This is a genomic window from Kitasatospora sp. NPDC057542 (genome assembly GCF_042801945.1).
In the GTDB taxonomy this organism is placed as follows: domain Bacteria; phylum Actinomycetota; class Actinomycetes; order Streptomycetales; family Streptomycetaceae; genus Kitasatospora.
In genome coordinates this window covers 1-5,072 of the sequence record NZ_JBHVFE010000574.1, presented here as the reverse complement: position 1 = coordinate 5,072, position 5,072 = coordinate 1, and the positions used below count along the sequence as shown (strand labels likewise).

6 protein-coding genes and 2 pseudogenes are annotated in these 5,072 nt (G+C 70.8%); 6 read left to right on the top strand and 2 right to left on the bottom strand.

Annotation, left to right across the window (positions count from 1 at the left end; all coding sequences use genetic code 11):
• Both ACFU7Y_RS39900 and ACFU7Y_RS39895 read left to right on the top strand, forming a co-directional pair.
• A pseudogene (locus tag ACFU7Y_RS39900) lies at window positions 1-134 on the top strand (IS5/IS1182 family transposase); the annotation flags it as partial.
• Window positions 135-162: 28 nt separating this feature from the next.
• Window positions 163-507 (top strand): hypothetical protein, encoded by a 345-nt coding sequence (locus tag ACFU7Y_RS39895; RefSeq protein WP_380771291.1) that lies wholly within the window; start codon window positions 163-165, stop codon window positions 505-507.
• Between the two features lie 27 nt (window positions 508-534).
• Here ACFU7Y_RS39895 and ACFU7Y_RS39890 read toward each other — a convergent pair.
• Window positions 535-721 (bottom strand): annotated as a pseudogene (locus tag ACFU7Y_RS39890) (transposase); the annotation flags it as partial.
• A gap of 121 nt (window positions 722-842) precedes the next feature.
• Here ACFU7Y_RS39890 and ACFU7Y_RS39885 point away from each other — a divergent pair.
• The 4 genes from ACFU7Y_RS39885 to ACFU7Y_RS39870 all read left to right on the top strand — a co-directional run bounded on the left by ACFU7Y_RS39885 (window position 843) and on the right by ACFU7Y_RS39870 (window position 4,064).
• Window positions 843-1,568, top strand: coding sequence for a GNAT family N-acetyltransferase (locus ACFU7Y_RS39885; RefSeq protein ID WP_224281100.1), 726 nt, complete (start codon window positions 843-845; stop codon window positions 1,566-1,568).
• Window positions 1,569-1,804: 236 nt separating this feature from the next.
• Window positions 1,805-1,930, top strand: a complete 126-nt coding sequence (locus tag ACFU7Y_RS39880) for a hypothetical protein (RefSeq protein WP_263455079.1) — start codon at window positions 1,805-1,807, stop codon at window positions 1,928-1,930.
• 3 nt (window positions 1,931-1,933) lie between these two features.
• Complete coding sequence (locus ACFU7Y_RS39875) at window positions 1,934-2,845, top strand: hypothetical protein (protein WP_224281099.1); 912 nt, start codon at window positions 1,934-1,936, stop codon at window positions 2,843-2,845.
• A 52-nt stretch (window positions 2,846-2,897) separates the two neighbouring features.
• Window positions 2,898-4,064, top strand: coding sequence for a DUF6183 family protein (locus ACFU7Y_RS39870; protein WP_224281098.1), 1,167 nt, complete (start codon window positions 2,898-2,900; stop codon window positions 4,062-4,064).
• Between the two features lie 76 nt (window positions 4,065-4,140).
• On the opposite strand, the gene ACFU7Y_RS39865 is transcribed toward ACFU7Y_RS39870, so the two are convergent.
• A complete protein-coding gene (locus ACFU7Y_RS39865) occupies window positions 4,141-4,875 on the bottom strand; it encodes a helicase associated domain-containing protein (protein WP_380771290.1) in 735 nt (244 codons plus the stop codon).
• Window positions 4,876-5,072 lie beyond the last annotated feature (197 nt).

The following is a 5,072-nucleotide window of genomic DNA, read 5'->3' as shown; positions in this document are numbered from 1 at the left end:
AACGCAACGTCGTCGAGCGTGCGATCAACAAGCTGAAGAACTTCCGCGCCGTCGCGACCAGATATGACAAGCGCGTCTACGTCTTCCTCGGCACGATCACCGTCGCGGCACTGGCCATCTGGCTCCGCTCATGATCGACCGGACAGGACCTAAGGTCGGCACATGAGCGTGTCCCTCTACTATTCCGCACGCCGGGTGCTGCCGCTGACCGAAGCCGAGGCGGCCGAGTTGGAGCACATTGTCACCGCCCACCGTGAGTCCTTCCCGTATGCGGACGAGGAGAGTCTGTATCTCTACGGAGACGGAGGCGGCGAGCCGGGTGAGATCGTGACCGGGTCGACCAAGCTGCCACCTCAGCTGGAGAGGGTGATGCCGGTGATCGCCCACGTGCTCGAGTCCGTGACCGAGCTGCGCCGGGCCCTGTCGAACGCCGAATGGCGCGTGCACATGGATGATCTGGACCTCCCGTGGGACGAGGACGAGGGGTACGCCTTGCCTGGCATATGAGTCGGAATCCGACGCCGTATCCCATCCAGCCCCGGTCCAGGGCGGCGTACAAGGCACCGTGGCCGCGCCGGTGCTCGATCGCCAACGACAGCTCGACCAGGGTCTTCACCGGTCCGTCCGCGCACAGCATGGCGTCTGTGAGCTCGAAGAGCGCGTCCTGGCGGCTGTAGAGGCATTCGTAGAACTCAACCCGAAAGCGGGACAAGATGCCCAACGCCCCACCTGCGGGCCCGTCGACGGGGAGACTCACACGCAGCGGATTGGGGTCTTCGGTGATGGTCTCGCCCTATTAATCCACGGCGCGTGCAATCCCAAGTTCCTGGCAGTATCGGGCCATGTCGAGAGATCCCTTGCTGGTCAGGGCCCAGGGCGTGTGGCAGGAGCTAGCGTCGGTACCGGTCTCGTTCGGTGCGGCGGGCGACGTCGACGTCGTCGTGTCTCCCAGGTCGAGGATCTGCCCGCGCGGGTGGGCGGGCATCGTGCTTCTCGGAGGGGCTGCGATCGTGACTGCTCCGAGCGAGGAAGCCGCCGCCCGCATCCGCAAGGCCGTGGCCGAGCTGCCCGCTGACCAGCTGACAGATCTGGAAGCGGTCGGGAGGGCGCTCCCGAACGGCGAGTTCCTTGGGCCCGCCGGGCTGGCCTATGTCGCCGCCGAAGGCTTCCGGCCAGCCGCGGCGCCGGCCGGCCTGCGCGTCGAGGAAGGGGCCGGCGGGTATTTCGATCTGGGCGATCTGGAACAGGTGGCCGGGACGGCGGACGCCGACGAGGCCGGCCTGGACGAGATGTCCTCTCCCGCGTTCGTTGTCCGGGTGGACGGCCAGGTGGTTGCTGCCGCCGGCTATTACGAATGGCCGGGCCGCGCCGCTCACGTGGGAGTCCTGACCGCGCCTGCCTGGCGTGGCAAGGGTTTGGCTCGCGCGACCGGGTCTGCGGCAGTGCGGCATGCGCTCGCGCAAGGCTTGCTGCCGCAATGGCGGGCCCGGGTCCCGGCGTCGCGGAAGGTCGCGGTCGCGCTGGGCTTCAGCGAGCTGGGCTCCCAGATGAGCTTCGAGCTGGTCTGATCACCGGGGCTGCCCTGCTGCGAGGGTGGCTCACGGCATCTCCTGGTGCTCGGCCTCGGTGGTCTGGAGCCGGTAGGAGTTGGAGCCGGCCTTGATCAGGGTGCATTTGAAGGTGAGCCGATCGGCAACGGCACGGCAAGGACGGCGACGCCCTGGTCGTCCTGACCGACGCAGCGCTCGCCGAGCTCGGCCTGCCGCCACTCGGCCGGGACGAGAAGAAGGACTTCGTCCAGCGTTTGGGCCAGCTGCCGAAGACCCACAAGGCCGTGAAGGCCATCGAGAAGGCCGGCTGGCTGCTCACCCAGCGGGGACTCGGGCCGTGGGCCAGGGTCTATCGCACGCCCGAGGACGGCCGCCGTTAGTGCGTGCAGCTGTGCATCCCCGCCTGGGGCGCCCTCGCCTCCGGTGGCTGGCAGATCCCCGACGACCTCGGCCCGGCCGGCCTGGCCCGCCTGCTCGGCACCTACGCCACCCGGGTCCTCACCCCGCGCGGCTCCACCGCCGTCTCCGGCCTGGAACTCGTCACCGCACTGCGCCCGCCCACGAGGGCGGTGCGCACCGAGACGGGCTGGACGTCCGGCCCGGTGGAGGGCTCCCGTACGCGGGCGTTCGACCTGGCGCCGCCCGAGGTCCCGGACGTGCACCCGCTCGCCCAGGACCGCGGCCCGGAGCAGGAGCTGGTGACCGAGGCGTGGGACTGGCACCGCGAGCTCACCGAGCGGGAGCAGGCGGCGCCGTTCGCGGTCGGCCTCGACGTCAACATGGCCTTCCTCGCCGCCGCCGGCCGCCTGACCCTCCCGCTATCCGGCCCCGTGCACGAGCTCAACCCGGCCTTCGACAAGAAGCTGCCCGGCTCCTGGCTGGCCGACCTCTCCCACGTCGAGTCGGACCCGCTGCTGCCCTCGCCGTTCACCGCAGACGGCTCCCGGCCGACAGGACCTGCCTGGTACTCCACAGTGAAACTGGCCTACGCCCTGGAGCTCGGCGCCACGGTCCAGCCGACCGAGGCCTGGCTGCGCCACGAGCACGGCCCCTACCTCGACCCCTGGCACAAGCGGCTCCGCCAGGCCTACCTCGACACCATGGCCGCGCTCAGCGTCCCGCTGGACCTGGCCGACCACGACCCGCTCGCGTTCCTGGACGCCATGGCCGCCCTCAAGACCACCGGCGACCCGGCCGAGCTGGCCGTGCTCACCGCCAGGCTCGAGGTGCACCCCGCACGGGTGACGGAACGTCAGCGCGAAAACAGGAGTTCGACGGCGGGGCACCGTGGCTAGAATCGGCCGACACCATTCGCCAGTGCGAGCCCGAGACGAGAAACAGTCCCAGATGAACGAGGATCAGGCCCGCATGGTAGCGGCGCTGTCCGCAGCCGAATACGCGGATGTCGCCGCGCTCCAGCACGAAATCGGCCTGCGGGTCTCGGCCGGTGACTTCGACTGGGCCGTCGGCCTCGGCAGGGACATCGCCAGGCGGGCCACAGCGGAAGGGGGTCCCTCCGGCAACCACCTCGCGGTGCTGGGCCACCTCCTCCGAAGTCTGGCCGGCTGCGCGGTACCGGAGAGCCTGCGCGCTCTGCTCCGGACCCCTCTTTCGCTCTCACCGGACGGCCGGCAACGACAGCGGGAGGAGCGCGCGCTGGCGGCGCTGGTCGCCCACGGTCAAGGTGCCGAGGACATCGAGCGGGTGGTGTACGGGGAGCAGGCGGATGCGGTGCACCCCCGGGAGTTCCGGGCCTGCCTGCTGCACGAGCTGGTGCTCACCGGCATTCCGGTCGAGGACTCTCCTGCCCTCCTCGCCTTCGCGCACAAGCTCGTCGCGGACGGGCATCCGCTCGCCGTACTGCCCCTGCACCTGCTGCCGGAGGAGCAGGGGCTGATCCGCCCGGACGGTGCGGCACCCGACTGGACTTGGGCCGTGTCGTCCCTGACCGGGACGTTTCACGGCGCCGCCGAACTCCATGACACGCCGCTGATGCGGGAGCGTACGGCGGGCATCGACATGACCGAGATCAGCGTCCCCGAGACGGCCGAGGTGATGGGCGCGGCCATCCGACACTGGTGCACGGACTCGAACGGCCTGATCGCCGCTCAGGACTTCTGGTCGCCCGACCCGGTGCCGCCGGAAGACTTCCCCGCCGTGTTCGAACGGCTGCCGCTGACCCCCTGGGAGGAGGAGCGAGCCCGGCTCCACCCGTCGACCGCCGAGGAGGTGTTCCGGATCCTGCTCACCGCGGCCACCCGGGGATCGGCGTACGGCCCGGGGCAGTACGGCGCCCACGGGAGGCTGGCCACCTGGCGCTCGCTCGCCGGGCTGACCGGGGCCCCGGCGGACGCCCCGGTCGAGCGGATCGCCGAGTTGGTCCGGCAGACGCACTGGTTCCGTCCCGACCCCGGCTCCGCCTGGTTCTACGACATCGCCTGGGACCTGGCCGTGGCGGCGCTACGCCCCGACGGCCAGCGGATAGCTGTACTGGCCGCCACTGACACCGACTGACTGACGGCCACCCGACCCAGCACGTACCCGGCCACCAGGGTGACCGCAGCGACCACGACCAGGAGCACGCCGCCGTTCACGCCCACTCGACGCCGTGTTCGGCGAGCTGTGCGAGCTGACCGGGGCTGAGCTTCGCCCGGCGGGCCTTCTGGTTGTTCAACCACGTACCCAGACCGACGTGGACGACCTCGGTGCTCTCCTCCCCGCCAGGACCGGTCACCGACACCTCCAGTGGCTCCTTGTGCGGGCGAGGAACTCGGGGATGCCGCTCCCGCTCCACGAACTGCGCGAGCGCGGCCAGGCCCTGGGCGAACCGGTCCGTGCGGGACACCTTCGGCTTCGCCTCCGCGGCGGCCTTCGCCGCCACCAGCTCGGCGTCGGCCTCGATTCCGAGCGCCGACAGCAGATCCCGCTGGTCCGCCTCCAGCGCCGGCCAGCCGGCTTGCTGCGCCTGCACCCACCGGCCGAGCTGCTCGCCCTCGAACGCCGTGTCCACGGGCAGGGCGGTCCAGTCGACCAGGCCGTCGGTGTCCAGCCACCACAGCCGGGCGGTGGCGTAGGCGCGCTGCCAGGTGATCGGCCAGATGGGGCACCACCACGGGTCGATCTCCTCCAGCGCCCGGCGCCGCTCCGGGGCGAGCGAGCCCTGCTCCCCGGCCGGCACCTGCGCGGAGGCCCGCAGCTCCGACAACCCGGTGCCGATCGCGTACCCGCCGACCGAGGCGCGCGCAGGCGCCGCCAATGACCCGCCGTGGCCCTTCGCCCACACCCGCGCCCAGTCCAACCCGGCCTCGAACCGTGCATCGCTCACGGACCAGATCATCCCGAGCGCGTCCAGCATCTCCACCCGGTATGACGCCAACTCGCCGGCCGCATTCTCACCCCGCCGGTCCGACAGCCACTTTTCCGAGCGGATATTGAGCCGAAATGGCTCGGTTTCCTACATGATCGCGTAGCAGACGTGTGGGGCCTTGAAGTAGCCGCACACGATGCGGGGCTGGCGCTGCC

Excerpts from the sequence above, each read along its gene's own strand:
- ACFU7Y_RS39895 (WP_380771291.1), top strand. The coding sequence starts at position 163 with ATGAGCGTGTCCCTCTACTATTCCGCACGCCGGGTGCTGCCGCTGACC.
- ACFU7Y_RS39885 (WP_224281100.1), top strand. The coding sequence starts at position 843 with ATGTCGAGAGATCCCTTGCTGGTCAGGGCCCAGGGCGTGTGGCAGGAG.
- ACFU7Y_RS39870 (WP_224281098.1), top strand. The coding sequence starts at position 2,898 with ATGAACGAGGATCAGGCCCGCATGGTAGCGGCGCTGTCCGCAGCCGAA.